Source organism: Actinocorallia herbida, assembly GCF_003751225.1.
GTDB classification, from domain to species: Bacteria; Actinomycetota; Actinomycetes; order Streptosporangiales; family Streptosporangiaceae; genus Actinocorallia; species Actinocorallia herbida.
This window is the reverse complement of sequence record NZ_RJKE01000001.1, coordinates 5,927,419-5,945,906: the sequence shown is the minus strand read 5'-3', so window position 1 is coordinate 5,945,906 and position 18,488 is coordinate 5,927,419. Positions and strand designations below refer to the sequence as shown.

The 18,488-nt window shown below is 65.3% G+C and carries 16 protein-coding genes and 2 pseudogenes; 16 read left to right on the top strand and 2 right to left on the bottom strand.

All coding sequences use genetic code 11. The features are described 5' to 3' along the window. Positions 1 to 24 precede the first annotated feature (24 nt). The 7 genes from EDD29_RS26995 to EDD29_RS26965 all read left to right on the top strand — a co-directional run bounded on the left by EDD29_RS26995 (position 25) and on the right by EDD29_RS26965 (position 8,437). Complete coding sequence (locus EDD29_RS26995) at positions 25 to 1,350, top strand: acyl-CoA dehydrogenase family protein (protein WP_123667073.1); 1,326 nt, start codon at positions 25 to 27, stop codon at positions 1,348 to 1,350. Beyond that, positions 1,347 to 2,750 (top strand): aldehyde dehydrogenase family protein, encoded by a 1,404-nt coding sequence (locus EDD29_RS26990; protein WP_123667072.1) that lies wholly within the window; start codon positions 1,347 to 1,349, stop codon positions 2,748 to 2,750. The genes EDD29_RS26995 and EDD29_RS26990 overlap by 4 nt, the downstream gene beginning before the upstream one ends. Positions 2,751 to 2,798: 48 nt before the next feature. After that, the gene (locus EDD29_RS26985) at positions 2,799 to 3,602 is read left to right on the top strand and encodes a maleylpyruvate isomerase family mycothiol-dependent enzyme (protein WP_123667071.1); all 804 of its coding nucleotides are present in this window, start codon (positions 2,799 to 2,801) and stop codon (positions 3,600 to 3,602) included. A 45-nt stretch (positions 3,603 to 3,647) separates the two neighbouring features. Further along, complete coding sequence (locus EDD29_RS26980; RefSeq protein ID WP_123667070.1) at positions 3,648 to 4,607, top strand: NADPH:quinone oxidoreductase family protein; 960 nt, start codon at positions 3,648 to 3,650, stop codon at positions 4,605 to 4,607. 234 nt (positions 4,608 to 4,841) lie between these two features. Then, a complete protein-coding gene (locus tag EDD29_RS26975) occupies positions 4,842 to 6,995 on the top strand; it encodes a sensor histidine kinase (RefSeq protein ID WP_170201596.1) in 2,154 nt (717 codons plus the stop codon). Further along, a complete protein-coding gene (locus EDD29_RS26970; RefSeq protein ID WP_123667068.1) occupies positions 6,992 to 7,402 on the top strand; it encodes a roadblock/LC7 domain-containing protein in 411 nt (136 codons plus the stop codon). The genes EDD29_RS26975 and EDD29_RS26970 overlap by 4 nt, the downstream gene beginning before the upstream one ends. Before the next feature lie 267 nt (positions 7,403 to 7,669). Beyond that, the gene (locus EDD29_RS26965) at positions 7,670 to 8,437 is read left to right on the top strand and encodes a transposase family protein (RefSeq protein WP_123662701.1); all 768 of its coding nucleotides are present in this window, start codon (positions 7,670 to 7,672) and stop codon (positions 8,435 to 8,437) included. Between the two features lie 7 nt (positions 8,438 to 8,444). On the opposite strand, the pseudogene EDD29_RS48225 reads toward EDD29_RS26965, so the two are convergent. After that, positions 8,445 to 8,588, bottom strand: a pseudogene (locus tag EDD29_RS48225) (IS256 family transposase); the annotation flags it as partial. Between the two features lie 49 nt (positions 8,589 to 8,637). On the opposite strand from EDD29_RS48225, the gene EDD29_RS26955 reads away from it, so the two are divergent. Next, complete coding sequence (locus tag EDD29_RS26955) at positions 8,638 to 9,831, top strand: IS30 family transposase (RefSeq protein ID WP_425454988.1); 1,194 nt, start codon at positions 8,638 to 8,640, stop codon at positions 9,829 to 9,831. A gap of 147 nt (positions 9,832 to 9,978) precedes the next feature. Further along, positions 9,979 to 10,755 carry a transposase family protein gene (locus EDD29_RS26950; protein WP_123667067.1) on the top strand — a complete coding sequence of 259 codons (777 nt, stop codon included), beginning with the start codon at positions 9,979 to 9,981 and terminating at the stop codon, positions 10,753 to 10,755. Between the two features lie 107 nt (positions 10,756 to 10,862). Here the strand turns inward: EDD29_RS26950 and EDD29_RS26945 are convergent, their stop codons facing one another. Beyond that, positions 10,863 to 12,107, bottom strand: a complete 1,245-nt coding sequence (locus EDD29_RS26945) for a GTP pyrophosphokinase (protein WP_123667066.1) — start codon at positions 12,105 to 12,107, stop codon at positions 10,863 to 10,865. Positions 12,108 to 13,604: 1,497 nt separating this feature from the next. Between EDD29_RS26945 and EDD29_RS26940 the strand changes: the two genes are divergently transcribed. The 7 genes and pseudogenes from EDD29_RS26940 to EDD29_RS26915 all read left to right on the top strand — a co-directional run bounded on the left by EDD29_RS26940 (position 13,605) and on the right by EDD29_RS26915 (position 18,409). Then, positions 13,605 to 13,934: a DUF6247 family protein gene (locus EDD29_RS26940; RefSeq protein ID WP_123667065.1), complete on the top strand. Its 330-nt coding sequence runs from the start codon at positions 13,605 to 13,607 to the stop codon at positions 13,932 to 13,934. Beyond that, positions 13,931 to 14,200: a hypothetical protein gene (locus EDD29_RS26935; RefSeq protein ID WP_123667064.1), complete on the top strand. Its 270-nt coding sequence runs from the start codon at positions 13,931 to 13,933 to the stop codon at positions 14,198 to 14,200. The genes EDD29_RS26940 and EDD29_RS26935 overlap by 4 nt, the downstream gene beginning before the upstream one ends. A 505-nt stretch (positions 14,201 to 14,705) precedes the next feature. After that, positions 14,706 to 14,783: pseudogene (locus EDD29_RS48220) on the top strand (LysR family transcriptional regulator); the annotation flags it as partial. A gap of 51 nt (positions 14,784 to 14,834) precedes the next feature. Next, entirely contained in the window at positions 14,835 to 15,479 is a 645-nt protein-coding gene (locus tag EDD29_RS26930; protein ID WP_170201595.1) for a LysR substrate-binding domain-containing protein, read from the top strand. A gap of 325 nt (positions 15,480 to 15,804) precedes the next feature. Then, positions 15,805 to 16,812 (top strand): ABC transporter substrate-binding protein, encoded by a 1,008-nt coding sequence (locus EDD29_RS26925; protein ID WP_123667062.1) that lies wholly within the window; start codon positions 15,805 to 15,807, stop codon positions 16,810 to 16,812. Continuing rightward, on the top strand, positions 16,809 to 17,651 hold the full coding sequence (locus tag EDD29_RS26920; protein WP_123667061.1) for an ABC transporter permease: 843 nt from the start codon (positions 16,809 to 16,811) through the stop codon (positions 17,649 to 17,651). Before EDD29_RS26925 ends, EDD29_RS26920 begins: the two co-directional genes overlap by 4 nt. Continuing rightward, complete coding sequence (locus EDD29_RS26915) at positions 17,648 to 18,409, top strand: ABC transporter ATP-binding protein (protein ID WP_123667060.1); 762 nt, start codon at positions 17,648 to 17,650, stop codon at positions 18,407 to 18,409. Before EDD29_RS26920 ends, EDD29_RS26915 begins: the two co-directional genes overlap by 4 nt. Positions 18,410 to 18,488 lie beyond the last annotated feature (79 nt).

Genomic DNA, 18,488 nt, shown 5'->3' with positions numbered 1-18,488 from the left:
CACTGAAGAAACAAGGAGCACCCCATGACTTGGAGTTTCGAGACCGATCCGGAGTTCGCCGCAGAGCTGGAATGGGTCGACCGGTTCGTGCGCGAGAAGATCGAACCGATCGACCAGTTGGTGCCGGACCCGTATGATGTCGCCGACCCGCTGCGGAACGAGCTGTTCAAGCCGCTTCAGCAGGAGGTCAAGGACCGGAAGCTCTGGGCGTGCCACCTCGGGCCCGAGCTCGGAGGCCCCGGCTACGGTCAGCTCAAGCTCGCGCTGCTGAACGAGATCCTCGGACGGTCCCGGTCGGCCCCGACCGTCTTCGGTACCCAGGCGCCCGACACCGGCAACGCCGAGATCCTCGCGCACTTCGGCACAGAGGGCCAGAAGGAGCGCTATCTGGCCCCGCTGCTCGACGGCCAGATCGTGTCGTGCTTCTCGATGACCGAGCCGCAGGGCGGAGCCGACCCCGAGGTGTTCACGACCAAGGCCACGCGGGACGGCGACTGCTGGGTCATCAACGGCGAGAAGTGGTACTCGTCGAACGCGCGCCACGCCGCGTTCCTGATCGTCATGGCGATCACCAGCCCCGACGCCGAGTACCACCGCCGGTTCTCGATGTTCATCGTGCCGAGCGAGACCCCGGGAATCGACATCATCCGTCACGTCGGGCACACCCCGGGCGTCGACGGGAGCCACGGCTACGTCCGCTACACCGACGTCCGCGTGCCGGCCGACCACGTCCTAGGCGGCGAGGGAGAGGCGTTCGCCATCGCCCAGACCCGGCTGGGCGGAGGACGGATACACCACGCGATGCGCACGGTCGGCCTGGTCCAGAAGAGCCTGGACCTGCTGTGCAGGCGAGCGCTTTCCCGGGTGACGAAGGGCGAGCGCCTGGCGGACAAGCAGAGCGTTCAGCACGCGATCGCGCACTCTTGGGCCGAGCTGGAGTCGTTCCGGTTGCTGGTGCTGCGCACCGCCTGGAAGATCGACCGGTACCAGGACTACAGCCGGGTCCGCGGCGACATCTCTGCGGTGAAGGCTCTGATGCCGAAGTTGCTGAACGACGTCGCGTCGCGAGCGCTCCACCTTCACGGGTCCATCGGGGTGTCCTCGGAAATGCCGTTTCTCGAGTACATCTACGAGGCGTTCACGATGGGCCTGGTCGACGGGCCCACGGAGGTGCACGAAGGAGTCCTCGCCAGGGCCGTCCTGCGCAACTACAAGGCCGATGAAGACGTCTTCCCGCCGTACCACCTGCCGCTGCTCCGCGAGCAGGCCGAGGCCGCGCATCAGGACGTGCTCCTTCGCCATGCCGCGGCCGCGGGCCGGCCCGAGGGGCACGGGGAGGCGTCCCGATGACGACCAAGGCGAGAACCTCGGACCCCGAGAGCGGTGTGCCCGGCCTGGGTCGGACGATGTCCGGGCTGCGACGTGTGTTCGACTCCGGACGAACGCGGAGCCTGTCCTGGCGAACCCAGCAGTTGAAGGGCATCGTCCGCCTCGTCACGGACCACGAGGCCGACTTCGCACAGGCCATCGCATCCGACCTTGGGCGAGGTGCGGTCGACGCCTGGCTGGGCGATCTCGCGCCCGCGAAGACCGAGGCCGAGTACGCGATCAAGCATCTGCGCGGCTGGGCGCGTAACCGGCGTGTCAGTCTCCCGATGAGCCAGCTGCCCGGATCGGGCTGGATTCAGCACGAGCCGTTGGGCGTCGTGCTCGTGATCGGACCCTGGAACTACCCGGTGCTGCTGAATCTCGCGCCGCTCATCTCGGCGATCGCGGCGGGCAACTGTGCGGTGGTGAAGCCGTCGGAACTCGCGCCGGCGACCTCCCTCCTCCTGAAGGGGCTGCTCGGACGCTACGTCGACCCGGAAGCGGTCACCGTCGTCGAAGGCGACGGCGCCACGACGCAGGAACTTCTCGGACTCGGCTTCGACCACGCCTTCTTCACTGGGGGAACAGAGGTCGGACGACGGGTGATGGTCGCGGCGGCTGAGAAGCTGACACCCGTGACTCTGGAGCTCGGCGGCAAGTGTCCCGTGATCGTCGCGGCGGATGCCAAGCTCGGCGTCACCGCTCGCCGGATCGCCTGGACGAAGATGATGAACGCCGGTCAGACGTGCGTTGCGCCCGACTACGTCCTCGTTCACGAGAAGGTCAAGGACGAATTCCTCACGCTGCTCCTCAACGCGATGGAGGAGATGCGCGATCCTGGCGAGACGTTCCAGCGGATCGTCAACGAGCGTCACTTCGACCGGCTTTGTGACTACCTCGCCACCACAACAGGCTCTGTCGTGGCCGGTGGTGAGTACGACAGGCCGACCCTTGGCCTGGCGCCGTCCGTCGTCGTCGACCCTGACCCGGCCGACACGGTCATGACCGAGGAGATCTTCGGCCCGATCCTCCCGGTCCTGTCGTACCGGACCCTGGACGACGCGGTCTCGTTCGTCAACGCGCGGCCGAAGCCACTCGCCATGTACCTGTTCTCGGAGACGTCATCGGTCGAGCAGGCGCTGATCGACCGCATCCCTGCCGGCGGGGTGGTCGTCAACCACGTCGCGATGCACTGCATGGTGCCGCAGCTGCCGTTCGGCGGCATCGGCAACAGCGGCATGGGTGCCTACCACGGCGAATGGGGCTTCCAGACGTTCAGCCACCGCAAGGCCGTGCTGCGCAAGGGGACGCAGCTCGATCCGCAGATCGTCTATCCGCCCTACTCCAGCAGCGACCTCCGACTGCTTCGCAAGCTCTTCTGACCGGCGGCGGGCCGGCCCTTCGAAGACGTGCCAAGAAAGCGAGACACGATGAGTCCGAAGCCGTTCCCAGGGCGATCCGTACGCAAGGCGGCGCTCGACGTCACGCGGAACAACCTGATCGAATACTGCCGCGCCCTGGACGCGGATCAGTGGCTTCAGCCGAGCAAGGCGGAGGGCTGGTCCGTCAAGGACGTCGTAGCCCACCTCGGTGGGAGCTGCCGTGTCATCTTCTCGCCGGGCTCGGCCGCGATGATGACGACGGACGACATCGAGGACTGGAACGAGAAGGCGGTGGCGCAGCGCAGGGAGTGGCCGTCATGGAAGGTACTCGACGAGTTCGAGACCTGGAGCAGGCGCGCCATCACCCTCGGAAACGCCGTGTCTTTGACGCCGATGGCGCATGCCAGGGTCCCGGTGGGCGAGATCGGGACGTACCCGGTCGGCCACCTCATGGCGGGTGCACCGGTCTTCGACCAGTTCACCCATCTTCACCACGACATCGCGCCGGCCGTGGGCCAGACGGCGCCGAGGCCCAGCACCGACCAACTTGAGGTCGCCGTTGCATGGATGGTCGCGGTGCTGGCCAACCAGCTGCGCAAGGCGCCCATGGCGTGGGTCGGGGGCCCGGTCAACCTCGAGCTGACCGGCCCGGGAGGCGCGGCGATGCACATCACGTCGGGCGGCCTGCTCAAGGCGGGGGCCAGTTGGGCACACGCCGCGACGATCACTGCCGGTGCCGAGTCGTTCGTGTCGTGGGGGACGAAGCGAACGGCGTGGAAGGACGGCAAGGTCGAGCTCGGCGGCGACGAGTCTCTGGCGGCCCGAGTCCTGGACGGCATCAATGTCGTCTGAGCGCAGCCACGTTGCCCAAGCACCAAGCGAGAAGGAGACCCAGCGATGAAGGCCCTCGTTCTCCAGGAACTGGTCGGCCCTGCCGGGCTTCACTATGTCGACACCCCGGAGCCGACCGCAGACGACCTGGTGCACATCGACGTCCATGTCGCAGGCGTCAACTTTCCAGACCTCCTGCTGATGAAGGGCATGTACCAGCAGAAGGCTGACCCGCCGTTCATTCCTGGCTCCGAGGTCTGCGGAACCGTGGTCCGAGCGCCGGTCGGCTCCGCCTGGTCCCCGGGCGATCGAGTCTCCGCGCTCACCACTGTCGGCGGCTATGCCGAACGGGTCGCCGTCGATCCGGGCCTTGTCGTCGCCACGCCGTGGCAACTGACCGATGCCGAGGCGACCGGTCTCTTGATCAACCACCAGACCGCCTATTTCTCGCTGGTCATCCGTGGCGGGCTGCAGGCAGGGGAAACCGTCGTCGTCCTCGGCGCCGCGGGCGGTATCGGATCGGCCGCGGTGCAGATCGCGGCGGCTCTCGGTGCGCGCGTCATCGCAGTCGAGAAACGCGAGGGCGTCGAGGAGTTCGTCCGCTCGCTAGGGGCAGGCGACGTCGTGCGGGCCGAGGACGGCTGGGCGGCAAAGGTCACCGAGCTCACGGGCGGCGCGCACCTCGTGATCGACCCGGTCGGCGGGCCGCATCTGGAGGAAGGTCTGAGATCGCTGCGTGTCGGCGGACGCCTGGTCGTCGTCGGCTTCGCCGCTGGAGCCATCCCGACGATCGCCGCGAACCGGTTGCTTCTTCGGAACGTCTCGACGATCGGCGCGGCCTGGGGAGCGTACTTCCTTGCGACCCCTGGTGCGCTCGCGACGGTCGCCGCGGCTCTCGAGGCATTGGTCGAAGACGGCCTGCGTCCTGTGCTGACCGCGACCTACCCCCTTGCGGAGGGACGAGCGGCCGTCGAGCTCCTGGAAGCCGGCGGAGTCGTCGGAAAGATCGCGATCGCCGTCCGCTAGGCCGTGTTCTGGGCCGATCCCATCGCATGGTCGTCTCTCGCGTCCATGATCGGATCCTGGAGTCGGCGGGCCTTCATGGTGCGGCCGCTCGATGGTCGGCCGCACCGCCACCCACCCCCGGCATCTTCGGGTGCCGCATACGGCGCCCAGGAGGGCCCCTCCATGTCCTTCCCCGGACCGACGCGTTCCTCGCGCGGGGGTGTTCGCAAGCATTCCGTGAGCCGGCGGATCAGCATGCTGCTGGTCCTTCCCCTCATTTCTCTCGCCGCGTTGTGGGGTTTCGCGGCACAGCAGAGCCTTGACCAGGCCCTCGAGGAGATCCGCTTCACCTCGGTGGTCGACGACGTCGCCCGGCCGCTCGGAATCCTCGGCGTCGCACTCCAGCAGGAAAGGGCGGCGGCGACCCGCACCCTCGCCATTGGCCCTGGCGAAGAACCCGCGTCCATGCAGCAAGCCGCGGCCGCGACCGACGAACAGCTCGAGGTGTTCCGCAAGACAACGCTGCCCGCGGCACGCGACATCCTCGATCCGGCGGCACTCGAGGCTTTGCGCACCTTCGAGACACGCTTGGGCGGGTTGCAGGAGCTCCGGGATTCCATAGCGTCCTCAGCGATCACGCCGATCGCGGTATTCGACCGGTACTCCGCGCTGTTCGACGGCACCAGCAGGGCTCTCCGAGACCTTGCGTCACATAACGATGCGGGAGTGCTCCAGATCACGGTGACCCTGGTCTCCCTCTACGAAGCCCGTGACCACCTTCTCCGCGAGGACCTGCTGATCACGCTCTTGCCGGCCCGAGGTGGGCGTATGCCGGCCGAGGCGCATCTCCGGTTCACCACGGCGGTCGCCGACCGTGCGCAGGCCACCGAAGCTGCGTTGGCCGGGCCGAGCACCACGGTGCAGCGCATGCTGGAGGAGGTCGTCAACTCCCCAGGACATGCGGCTTACGAGGCCCTGGAAGGTGAGGTCAGCGAGAATCGATCGGTGACCGCGGATGTGATCACCCACTGGCGCGCTCAGGTGCCCGAGCTGGCCGAGCAATGGTGGAGAGCACAGCTCGCCGCCATCGCGGAGCTGGCCGAACAGACGGAGAGCGCCGGGCGTTCGACCGTGGTCCAGCTGGCGATCGTCGGCGGTGTCGGCCTGCTCGCCGTCCTCGTGTCCTTCTTCATGTCGATCCGCTTCGCCAGGCATCTGACGTCGGAACTGCAGGCCCTTCGCGACAACGCACGCCACCTGGCAGAGAAACGCCTGCCCAGCGTCATCGCGGCGCTGAGAAGAGGAGACAAGGCCGACGCCACCGAGCACCCCACCTTCGGCACCTCGCAGATCACCGAGGTCGCCCAGGTCGCCGATGCCTTCACCATCGTCCAGCGCACCGCGATCGACGCCGCGATCGCGGAAGCACGCATCCGGGGCGGGCTCAACCACGTGTTCACCAACCTGGCCTGGCGCAGCCAATCGCTGCTCCACCGCCAGCTGCGCATGCTCGACGCCATGGAGCGGCGCACCACCGACGCCACGGAGCTGGACGACCTGTTCAAGCTCGATCACCTGACGACCCGGATGCGCCGCCACGCGGAAAGCCTCGTCATCCTGTCCGGCGCCACGGCCATGCGCGGCTGGGACGCGCCCGTTCCCTCGAACGACATCATGCGCGCGGCGCTCGGCGAGGTCGAGGACTACGCGCGAGTCGAGATCACCGGCACGACCTCGGCCTCACTCGAGGGCAACGCCGTCGCCGACGTCACCCACCTGCTCGCCGAACTCATCGAGAACGCCACGGTCTTCTCACCACCGAGCACCACGGTGGAAGTCCGTGCCGACCTCGTCGGCAACGGGCTCGCCATCGAAGTCGTCGACCGAGGCGTGGGCATGGACGCCGACGACCTCAAAGCGTTCAACCGCAGGCTCGCCGAAGCACCCGAGTTCGACTTGGCCGAAAGCAACCGCCTCGGCATATTCGTGGTCGCCCGCATCGCCGCCCGCCAGGGCATCAAAGTCACCCTCACCCCTTCGGTCTACGGAGGCATCACCGCAGTCGTCCTCATCCCCGGCACCCTCGTCGTTCAGGCCGGAAACGAGGTACCTCCGCGTGAAGCCCCTGTACGCGCGCCCATCGAGCCGCCGACCGACCAGCCTGCACCCGCGAGATCGCAGAAAGCGGCATCGAGTGGCACGCTGCCTCGGCGAACACGCCGTACACCTCCGCCACCCAGGCCAGTTATCCCACCCGCGCCACAGGCGTCTGCGTCCGACCCCGGCCGCGCCGAAGCCAGCCGCTCGATGCTCACGGCCCTCCAGGCCGGCTGGATGGCAGGCCGCCAGGCCAACGGCAGCAATGGGACGGACGATCCCCGAACCGCATCACCCCAGGAGGACAGATGACGCAGACCAGATACCCCCAGGAACTTCACTGGCTCCTTGACGACCTCGTCCGCCGAATCGGCGAAATCAGACAAGCGGTCCTCGTTTCCCGAGACGGTCTCCTCATCAGCGCTTCAACCGGCATCCCCCAAGGTGACGCGGACCGGCTCGCCGCAGTCTCATCGGGCCTCCACAGCCTGGCAGGCGGTGTACGCGAGCACTTCAGCAAGACCGAAGTCAAACAGACCATCGTCGAGCTGGACGACTCCCTCTACTTCCTGGCAGCCGCAGGAGAGGGAACATGCCTCGGGGTTCTCGCAGACGCCGGAGGCAACATCGGCCTGGTCGGCTACGAGATGGCCACCTTGACTACGAGGCTCCACAAGCACCTGGGAGTCGCCGCCCGGATCACGCGTCCCCACACCTGATCCCGCTGGCCACATCCGCAGTGAGATCACAAGCGATCGACAGCGGGTCGAGGTACCCAGATCAACCGACATCCCGCTCAGCGCCGGGTCTGTTTAGCGAATGGTGGGACAGGTTGTTGTTGCTGTTCAGTGAGCCTTTTTCATCCTGGGTGCGGGTGGGCTGATCACAGCATGGCCGCGGGTTCCCGGAACGGCCTCAAACGATAAGAAGCCCCTGGTAGATGGGTTGATCACCACAACCAACACCCGTCTCGACCAGGAGCTTCGGTGCTGTTCTATCGTGCTGCCGTCGATTTGTCGCGTTCAACGCTGAACTACGTCGCGGGGCTGATCCGTCGGCATCGCAGGGCGATCGGTTCGGCCTGGCGGCTGCTGAATCCAGGCCGGCAGGCGCTGCTGGTGCTGGTCCACCTGCGCAAGGGAGAAACGTTCGCGCAGTTGGGGGCTGGTTTCGAGGTGTCGATCTCGACGGCTTGGCGGTATGTCGAGGAGGTCGTCGCGCTGCTGTCGTCCCGGTCGCCGAAGCTGACACAGGTGCTGCGCCGGGCCGTGCGGGACGGGCTGCACCTGCTGGTCATGGACGGGACACTCATCCGCACCGACCGCGTCGCCGCAGACCGCCCGTACTACTCGGCCAAGCACCGCCACCACGGCGTGAACATCCAGGTCATCGCAGGCCCTGACGGGGAGATCCTGTGGACCTCGGGCGCGCTGCCCGGCCGGACGCACGACCTGACGGCCGCACGGATCTGGGGCATCCTGCGCGAGCTCCACAAGACCGGAATCACTGTCCTTGCCGACAAGGGCTACCAGGGCGCCGAGACCCGCGTGGTGATCACGCCCTACAAGGGCCGCGGCAAACCCGCCTCCCAGAAGCAGGCCAACCGCTCCCACGCCCGCCTGCGCGCACCCGGCGAACGGGCGAACGCCCAGCTCAAGTCATGGAAACTACTCCACCGACTCCGGTGCAGCCCCTCCAAAGCCGGCCACCTCGTCAAAGCCATCGCCGTCCTCGCCAACCGCGAAGCACGATGAAAAAGGCTCAGTGATGGTTGCGGGTGAGGTGGCCGTCGAAGGCGAGGTCGAAGGCGCCCAGGGCGGCTTTCCAGCGCCGACCCCAGCGGGCCTGTCCGGTGCGGGTGGGGTCGAGGCTCATCAGCGCGAGATAGACGCATTTGAGGGCGGCTTAGATTCAGGGAGTCAACGCAACACCCGCTATGGCGAGGGGTTTTGTGTTGGGACGTCCGGCGATATCGGTCGAGGTTCAACGTTCGTTCTGGTCGTGGATTCGTAGAGGCGAGATCATCGACGTCGCTGCCGCTGCGGTCGGCGTGTCGAAGACGGTCGGCTGGCGATGGTTTCGTGAGGCTGGCGGCGTGATGCCTCCACAGTGGTGCGAATGCTCGACTCGTTCTGCTCGGTTGTCGTTTGCGGAGCGGGAGGAGATCGCCTGTCGCCAGGCGGCGGACGAAGGCGTACGAGCGATCGCCAGGGCGATCGGGAGATCGCCGTCGACTGTCAGCCGTGAGCTTGCCCGGGGGACCCGCCGACCGAAGACCGGATACCGGGCGACCGTTGCTCAGGCGCTGGCCGACGAGCGTTCTCGGCGCCCCAAGGTCGCGTTGCTGCGTCGAAATACCCGGCTGGGTACCCATGTCGAGCGGCAGTTGCTGTTGAAGCACAGTCCCGAACAGATCAGCCGGAGGCTGCTGATCGACTTCCCCGACGATCCGGAGATGCGCGTGTCTCGCGAGACGATCTATCAGTCGCTCTACGTTCAGGGACGAGGCGCGCTGAAGCGCGAACTGACGCACTGCTTGCGGACAGGTCGCGCCCTGCGCAAACCCCGGCGCAAAGCCGATGAGCGCCGCAGTCGGCATGCCGGTGCCGTCTCGATCAGAGATCGGCCCGTCGAAGTCGAAGACCGGGCAGTCCCGGGCCACTGGGAGGGCGATCTGATCACCGGGGCCGGGAACGGCTCCGCCATCGGAACGCTCGTCGAGAGGGCGACCGGATTCGTCATGCTGTTGCATTTGCCGCACACCCACAAGGCCCTCGACGTTCAGGAAGCGATGACGGCGACGATGACCCGGCTACCGCGGACCTTGCGCCGCACTCTGACCTGGGACCAAGGGCAGGAAATGGCCAACCACGTCCAAATCGCAGCGGCGACCGACATGGACATCTACTTCTGCGATCCGCATTCGCCCTGGCAGCGCGGGACGAACGAGAACACGAACGGCCTTCTGCGGCACTTTCCGAAATTCACCGACCTGTCCGGATACCACCCGGACTACCTAGAATTCGTCGCCGCAGAGCTGAACAACCGGCCGCGCAAACGCCTCGACTGGCGCAGCCCCGCCGAAGCCCTCAAACAGCTACTCTCAGACCCAGAGATCAATCCACCCGGTGTTGCGCTGGCCAGTTGAATCCACCCAGTGAACCTTTTCCAGTAACCTTTCGCGGCTGCTGGTCACAGCATGGTCGCGGGAGGTGTGGCTGGCGCGGGACGTGAAGAAGCCCCTGGTAGGACGGGTGGTCTCTGACCTCCACACGTCCCCGACCAGAGGCTCCGCATGCTTTTCTATCGTTCTTCGCTGCCGTTGTCGCGTTCGACCCTGGATTACGTGACCGGGCTGGTGCGCCGGCACCGTCAGAAGGTGCGGAGCAAGGGCCGGGCCCTGCCGCCCGGCCGCCAAGCGCTCATGACCGTCGCTTACTTGAAGAAGGGTGAGACGTATCAGCAGCTCGCGGCCGGTTTCGGAGTCGGAACCACGACCGCGTGGCGCTACGTCAACGAGACCGTGATGCTGCTGTCGGCGCGCTCGCCCAAGCTGGAGCGTGCGCTGGCCAAGGCGAAGAAGGACGGGCTTGGCCACCTGGTGCTGGACGGCACGCTCATCGCGATCGACCGGCTGGCCGCCGACCGGCTCTTCTACTCGGGAAAGCACCGGAAACACGGCGTGAACCTGCAGGTCATAGCCGGTCCAGAAGGCCAGATCGTCTGGGTCTCGGGCGCGGTCCCCGGCTCGATCCACGACCTGACGGCGGCCAGGAACTGGGGCGTGATCCGCGCACTCGACGGCTGCGGGCTGCTCGTCCTGGCCGACAAGGGATACACCGGCGCGGGCCCGCACATCCTCACGCCCTACAAGGGCCGAAACAAGCCCGAGGCACAGAAGCAGGCCAACCGCTCCCACGCCAAGCTCCGCGGCCCCGGCGAACGCGCAAACGCGCAGCTCAAGTCATGGAGCATCCTGGCAAGGCTCCGCTGCTGCCCCCACCGAGCCGGCCACCTCGCCAAAGCCATCAGCGTCCTTCAAAACCGCGAGGCTGCCCTCTCAGCGTGGTGAAAAAGGCTCACTGTGCCGTCCAGGGGCGGTGCATATCATAGCTCGTCCGTGATAGTGATAGCGTAAGTCGTCAACATTAGATTCTATAGTGAAAATAGGGCAGAATATCATTTTGCTTGGCCCGTTTCGGGATCTTGAAGGAATGACAATAGGTCATCTATTGCCTCTCTTGACCGTTCGATCTGAATTGGCGACAGTGGAATCACTCCGTGGACGATTTCATTTCTGAAACGCCGAAGGCTTTCGTATTCTTCCATGAACGGCTTCGGAAATATTTCAGCACGTCGAACTTCACTTGAAATGATCGGCCCGTTTCGTGCTCGTCGAATGTTGCGAATATCGAAAGCGGTTCGGATTGCTTTCTCGAGGCTGATCCATTTGGTGATAAAATTTCCTACCTGCTGTTGAATTTCCGGTGAATCATCATATTTAGGGTAGAATTCTTCATATAGCCGATATCGACTTCCATCCTCAGACAGCAGAGAATCAATAATCTGCTCAGCCAGGGGCCGGTCTTCGAAGTTGCCATGAAGGTTCTCCATGTACTTGGAAAGCGCCTCTGGAGTATTTATTTCCTCGCGTGCAAGAAGATTGAAGAGGACGTCAACACGGCCGAGGCCCGATTCATTAACCGATTGGCCAAGACGATTATGTGCTGTCTTGATCAAGTGAGATGCTAGATCGTAGTGGTTTGTGAATCTTTTCTCTTCCTGCACTCTGGCTTCGCCGGCTCGCTGGAGTACCTCAAGAGCAATTTCCCCAGATAGAACTAGCCCATTGAGCTGATCGAGGATTGAGTGCTCATCTTCAGAAAGATTTCCGGCGAGGGGCTTATAGATAAGGTCGTGCTCAACCTCGGACCATGCATGCATTAGGATTGAGGCGACTTGGATCTCGATACCAGCTTGGGAGTAGCGCTTGTCTATCTCGCTTGAAAGATCCTGCTCTCGGAGGGTTACTCGATAGTGAGTTGCAGAGTATCCAGTAAATTTCTTTCCGGGGTTCTTTGAGTCTTCCTTGGGAAATGTAATTTCTTTGCGAACGTGGAATATTTTCTTAATTGACCCACCGACTTGCTCTCGCTCGGCAGGAAAATATAGGGCCACGCGCACTCCGGCCAAATCGACGATGTCGTTGAACATGTCTTCGATGGTTTCATAATTGTTTGCCTCGTGGCGTTGCCTGCATTTTTCTCTAAGTCTGGCTATTGACTTTGCCCGGAAAGTAACGATAGATCTAATTCCCGCCGATTGTAGATTTTCCTCAAGGAGCTGGGCTGCGATTCTGGCAGCTCTATCATAATAATCATACTCTTTAGTGTATCTGCGAATGAATTCATCAATCAAATCCACGTTTGGCTCCTATGCTTAAATATGATGTAGATCCTGCAGCTTAGTCGTTCGCGTCAGCGGACGGTGGGAAAACAGGAGATCGTCTCGGGTGGGAAATCCCATTTCGGACCTAAAGTTCGAATTTTCGAGCTGTCGCTCAGGGACTCCCTGGCTGAGGATGATCAAGTTGGCCATGTATCCAGGTGGCTTTGACAACAGCAGACCAGCATCGCCTTCTGTTAGGAGGCCTACGTGTGGCAATGAGATCTCCTGGTGGGGGCGATGCTCTGACTTGCTGATGGATCGCTTCGCCGAGCTCGAGAGGCGGTGGTGTGGGCGGGTCCGCAGCGAGATTCTGGCTGCGGGCGGCCTTGAGTTCCTGGGCAAAGGTTGCGTCGTCGATCCAGCGAGTCGGCGGCGGCCGTCATCGATGCCCGGCGCGGCCTTCCAGTCGCGGTCGAGGTAAACATCGCGGACGTCCTCATTCTCCTGGCCTCGGAAACACGGGCGATCCGCGCCTACAAGAGCGCGGATTCCAGTGCATCGCATCCGAAGGCCTACCTAAGCGGCAGTGCCGACGCCGTGCGCCACAAACTGCAGGCAGGCGAGGACGCCTTTGTCGCGTCTATCAGCCACGAAGCCGCGTCCGAAGATCGATCTATCAGAGAGAGCCGCTTGTAGGGTCGCAAAGGTTCGAGAATTGAACATCTGTAGCGCACGTGTTCTGTAGCCTAGGATTACGCTATAGGCCCTTGGACGATAGAGTCATCCGCTAAACAGGCTCCGGTGCAGCGCTGAACGCCGGTGGCAACTACTGAACGTCATGGTTTGCGGAGCTCTGCGCTCACGCTTCCGATCGTCAAGCTTGTTACGGTCGTCGCTTGTGATGCGTCTATCTTGTAAGATCATTTGTTAGACGGAGCAAGACCAAAGCAGCGGAGGAGGCTCCACTGGTCGGCAGGATCCGGGTCGCCTACCTGCTGTTTCGTGGACTTTTGTGTAGGGCAGAAGGTCCGTGATCCATTTGGGCCGGCTCCAACGAGATCATGAAAATGATCATCTCCCGCGACCTCGGATTGTAGCTCTGGCCAGGGGCTTCGTCTGTTTTGGGGTCTCTTCCCGGCGGGCCGCCGCGGTAACCGTGTTAGCGAAAAAGTTAGCGGCCTGATCATGGTGGTGATGCGGCTCACCGGGTGTTGGGGAGTGGCAGTGAGTTCGCTGCTGTCCAGGGTGGGGAAGGGGAGCGCGATGAAGGTCTCTCCTTCTCTGCCTACCGCAGGGTTCGTTCTGTTGGTTCTTGGGCGTTTTTGTCGTGCCTTCTGGGTCCGGTTTCGCGAGTTCGGTGGAGCCGAGCGGGTTCGGGTCGTGATCTGAAGGCGGGCGGCGGTGATGCCCTTGGCTGCCGGCTCGGCCCCTCCATCTGCATGGGTGTGGCAGGTCGAGGGGCGCCTGACGTGCTCATCGGCTTGTCTGGTTGGCGCTGCTCGCAGGAAGGGTGTGCTCGCTATACTTCGGGCTATGGCAGCTGCGCTTTCGGAATCGGCCTCGGGCCCGTCGGGCCGGGTGCCTGACAAGAGCCCCAAAGCGATCCGTGCTGCCCTGCTGCCTGAGGAGCGCGGTGACTTCGACCGTGAGTACCGCGGGGTCATGGCCGCTGCCACTGAAGATCTCGATCTCGCTCCGGTCCTTGAGTTCATCGAGCGTTGGTGGCGGGTCGCGGTGCTGTCCATGGACGTCGAGCGCCATCGTGCGGCACTGGACGTCGTTGCCCGCCTTGACCGTGGTGAGCAGGTTCCCACCGGTTCGGCGGTGGACATGATCCGGGCACGGCTCGCCGCCGAAAAGTGACCTACATCGTCGAGGAGACCGACGCGGTCCTCGAAGCGCTCGCCCATGTGCCGACCGACGGCCTTGAGGGCTACCTGGAGCTGCGTGCCTCTCTGGAACTCGCCCCCTGGGGCGGTGAGCCTTACAACCGGAGCAATCCGGCGGCCGCCAATTCCAGGACCATGAGCTTCGCCGATGGCCGGGGCCTGGCCTGGTACCTCATCCTTGAGCATGAAGAAGACGATCAGCGACGTGTCGTCATCGTCGCCATGACCTGGACCGGCTGAAGCCGCGAGCACACCAGTCGCGACGCGGCATCTCTCGCGAGGCGCATCGCCGGGCCCTTCAGACAGAACCACACCAAGCTGTCGTCGCGCTGGGGGAAGCTCAGTCAGGTTCCGGTGCGCAAGTACTCGATCGTGTTCCGCATGCGGTTCGCGAGCCTCCCGGCGGTGTCGCGGTATCGGTTCGCCGATTCCTTCGGCGCGCTGGGACCTCTGGGTGAGCGCGACTTCGATTCGGGAGGTGACCGGGAGGGCTCGTGGCGTGGTGGGTCGCGGTGTGAGGGGGCGCGGGGCGGTGGGGTGTGGATGCTGCGGCTCGGATGTTCGTCGCCATAGCGGACACTCTGCGCTAGCTGGGCTGATGCGCGAAATGCAATGTTCGCTTCAGGTGATGCGGATGAGGCATCATGCCTGCATGGAGCTCAAGACGCTGCGGTGGTTCCTGTCGCTGTGTGACACGGAGAACATGCGGGATACGGCGCTGGCCGAGCGGGTCAACCAGTAGTCGCTGTCGCGGGCGCTGGCGCGACTCGAGGACGAGCTGGGCGTCGAGCTGTTCGATCGGCATGGACGGCGGCTGCGGGTCAATCGGTTCGGGGCGCTCTATCGCGATCACGCGGCGCGGGCCGTCGCCGAGTTGGAGCGGGCGCGGCTGCGGGTCGAAGCGCTCGCGGATCCCGACACCGGGCTGATCCGGCTCGGTTTTCTGCACTCCACCGGGCGATGGCTGGTGCCGGAGGTGCTGCGCGACCACCGGGCCGTCACGCCGGGGATCAGGTTCGAGCTCCGCCAGGGTTTCGGTCGCGAGCTCTACGCCTGGCTGAGCCACGGCGAGACGGACGCCGCGCTCGTCACCCCGCCCCCGGACGACGCGTCCGCCCGCTGGTTCTCCCTCCGCGAGCAGCCGCTGTTCCTCACCCTCCCCGCCGACCACCCCCTGACGTCCCGGCCCGACCTCTCCCTCAGGGACCTGCGAGCGGAACCCTTCATCGCCCTCGGCCCCACCACGGACCTGCGCCGCACCTTCGACGAGATGTGCCGCGAGGCCGGATTCGAGCCGGTCATCGCCTTCGTTAGCAAGGAGATCGCCACGGTCAGGGGCCTGATCGGCGCGGGTCTCGGCGTCGGCGTGCTGCCCGTCCCCGAGCCCGGCGGCGTGGGCAGCACCGTCTACCGCCCCCTGCTCCCGGCCCGCCACCGCCCCATCGGCCTCGCCTGGGACCCCCGCCACGCCCAGACCCCGGCCCTCGCCCGCTTCATCGACCGCCTGACGTACGGCTAGCCCCGCAGCTTTCACGGACGGGGAACCGCCGGGACACGCCGAGGAAACACGCGCGGCCTACCTATATCTGTCAAGCGACAGGAATTAGCCGACGTGCCTTTTCCCCGTGTTCTCCGAGAAGGCGGAAAAAAGACAACGGCGGTCGATTTCGTGCACGGCCGTAATCCACGTCCATTATCGCGGTCGAATTGCCCGGCGGTAATGGAGCCTTCCAAGCCATTAGCCGATAAGATCGAGAAATTCGTTCACCGCCGGATTGGCCCCCTGTCCGGCGTTCGGCCAGCTCACCCCCGACCCCCCTCAGTGGAAGAAGGCCCGAAGAACCATGCGATTCCTCCCCCGACTCCGGACGGGCGCCGTACTGGGCGCCCTGCTGCTGGCCGCCTCGCTGACGGGTTGCGGCTCCGACGCCAAGAACAGCGCGTCCGGCGAAACGATCACCCTCGGCTTCTCCGCCTGGCCCGGCTGGTTCCCGTGGCAGGTGGCGGATGAGAAGGGGCTGTTCGCGAAGAACAACATCAAGGTCGAAGTGAAGTACTTCGACTCCTACACCGACTCGCTCCAGGCCCTCGCCAGCGGCGCGATCACCGCGAACAGCCAGACCCTCAATGACACCCTCGCCTCGGTGTCGGGCGGGGCCAAGCAGACCATCGTTCTGGTCAATGACAATTCGACCGGCAACGACCAGATCATCGCCGCCCCCGGCATCAACTCGATCGCCGACCTCAAGGGCAAGACGGTCTCGGCCGAGCAGGGCACCGTCGACCACTACCTGCTGCTGCTCGCACTGAAGAAGGCCGGGCTCAGCCCGACCGACATCACTTTCAAGCCGCTCACCACCGACGCCGCCGCCGCCGCGTTCGCCGCCAAGAAGGTCGACGCCGTCGGCGTGTTCGCGCCGTTCACCACGACCGCGCTCAAACTGCCCGGCAGCAAGGCGATCGCGACGTCCAAGGACTTCCCCGGCGCGATCCCCGACCACCTCGTGCTGCAGAACTCGTTCGTCTCGGCGCACCCCGAGCAGGTCCAGGGCCTGGTCCAGACGTGGTTCGACACGCTGAAGTGGATCAAGGAGAACCCGGCCGAGGCCATCCAGATCATGGCCAAGCGGGCGGGCGTCTCGGAGTCCGACTACAAGTCCTACGATTCCGGCACCACGATCTTCGACCTGAAGGAGAACGTCTCGGCGTTCGGCACCGGCACCGCGCCGACCAACCTCGACTACCAGGCCAAGGAGATCTCCTCCTTCCTGGTGTCGGCGAAGCTCGCCGACACCGAACCGTCCCTGGACGGCCTGTTCGACGCGAAGTTCGTGGAAGCGGTCAAGCAGTGACCACCGCCCTCAGGCAGCACCGGACGCCGCTTCCCCGGCGGCGTCCGGCCCGCCCCCTTCCGGCGCTGCTCACCCTGGGCGCGCCGGTCCCGCCGCGCGCGGTCTGGCTGCTGCGGGCCGCCTCCGTGCTCGTGCCGTTCACGCTCTGGCTGCTGGTCAGCGAAGCGGGCTGGGTGCAGGCGGAGTTCCTGCCCACCCCGTCCGCGACCTGGTCGGCGGGCTGGGAGATGGCCAAGTCGGGGCAGCTCGCCGACGACGCCTGGGCCAGCTCGTCCCGGATCCTGTGGGGGTTCGGGATCGCGACGCTGATCTCCGTCCCGCTCGGCATCCTCATGGGCGCCTACCGGTCGGCGCACGCCGCGCTGGAACCGGTGATCGGCATCCTGCGCTACCTGCCGGCCAGCGCGTTCATCCCGCTGCTGGTGATCTGGCTCGGCATCGGCGAGAGCTCGAAGATCGCGCTGCTGGTCATCGGCGTCGTCTTCTTCAACACGCTGATGACGGCCGACGTCGTCAAGGTCGTCCCGCGCGACCTGCGGCAGGTCTCGGCGACGCTCGGCGCCCGCCAGAACGAGATCCTGCGCCGGGTGATCGTGCCCTACGCCCTCCCCGGCATCCTGGACGCCCTGCGCGTCAACTTCGCGGTGGCCTGGAACCTCGTCGTCGTCGCAGAGCTGATCGCGGCCGAGTCGGGGCTCGGGTACCGCATCGCCCGCGCGGGCCGGTTCCTCCAGTCCGACAAGATCTTCGCCGTGCTGATCGTCATCGGGATGATCGGGCTGGCGATCGACGTCCTGCTGAGACTCCTCCGCGACCGGATCGGAAGGTGGCAGCCATGAAGCGCCTGGCCATCACGGGTGTCTCCCGTGACTTCGGCGGAGCACTCGCCCTCGACGGCATCTCCCTGGAGGTGTCCGCGGGCGAGTTCGTCTGCATCGTCGGCGCGAGCGGATCCGGCAAGTCGACGCTGCTGTCGCTGATCGCCGGACTCGACGTCCCCAGCCGGGGGACGATCACCCTGGACGGCCTGCCCGTCGAAGGGCCCGGCCCGGAACGCGGCCTGGTCTTCCAGACCGGCGCCCTGTTCCCGTTCCGGACCGTCGAGCAGAACGTGGCGTTCGGCCTCGAACCGCTCAGGATCAGCAAGGCCGACCGGCGCGAACGCGTCGCCTGGTACCTGGCCGAGCTGGGCCTCACCGGCCTGGAGAAGCGGCTGCCCAAGGAGCTCTCGGGCGGCCAGCGGCAGCGGGTCGCGATCGCCCGCGCGCTGGCGTGCGAACCGGAGGTGCTGCTCCTGGACGAGCCGTTCGGCGCGCTCGACTGCCAGACCAAGGACGACATGCAGGTCTTCGTCCGCAAGGTCTGGCAGGACACCGGCACCACGATCGTCATGGTCACCCACGACGTGGAGGAGGCGGTCTTCCTGTCGCAGCGGATCGTGGTCCTGGCGACGTCGCCGGGCCGGGTCGCCGCCGAGCTCCCGATCACCCTCCCCGACCAGCGGGACCTCCCGCTGAAGCTCGCCCCGCATTTCCTCGACCTGCGCGCCAAGGTCGAGAGCCTGGTCCGCGACCACCGCTCGCCCTCCTACGCCTGACCCTCCGGCGGCGCCCACCGTTCCACGGGACGGAACCGTGCCCCCGCCGCCGGAACGCACGAAGAGCCCGCCTCCCCGA